Origin of the sequence: Marinimicrobium sp. UBA4209, assembly GCF_002381585.1 — a bacterium.
GTDB classification, from domain to species: Bacteria; Pseudomonadota; Gammaproteobacteria; order Pseudomonadales; family Cellvibrionaceae; genus Marinimicrobium; species Marinimicrobium koreense.
Window position 1 is genome coordinate 112,625 of sequence record NZ_DFTP01000103.1, and the last position, 327, is coordinate 112,951.

The following is a 327-nucleotide window of genomic DNA, read 5'->3' on the forward strand; positions in this document are numbered from 1 at the left end:
GACATCACCCACAACATCAACTTCTTCATGAACGTGCCCATCACCCCGGACGGTGGATTGACGTTCGAAGATGGCATCTCGGCGCCCGGAAAATATGTGGAGCTGAAGGCCCAGATGGACACCATTGTGTTGATTTCCAATTGTCCGCAGTTGAATAACCCGTGTAATGGGTATGATCCGACGCCGATTGAGGTGTTGGTTTGGGATTAGGGGGGACGTTGGGTTACGGCGGATGCGCCTGCGGCTTATCCGCCCTACGCAAACTTCCGCTGGCACGGAGGTCTGGAGCGGGTACAACGATTCAAGACCGTGGAGCCGGGGACCGGC

At 56.6% G+C, this 327-nt stretch carries 1 protein-coding gene; it reads left to right on the forward strand.

Going from position 1 to position 327, the window contains the following annotated elements:
- Positions 1 to 210 (forward strand): DUF1989 domain-containing protein (locus B3187_RS15270; protein WP_286807326.1); only part of this gene is annotated, 210 nt, incomplete at its 5' end.
- Positions 211 to 327: the final 117 nt, after the last annotated feature.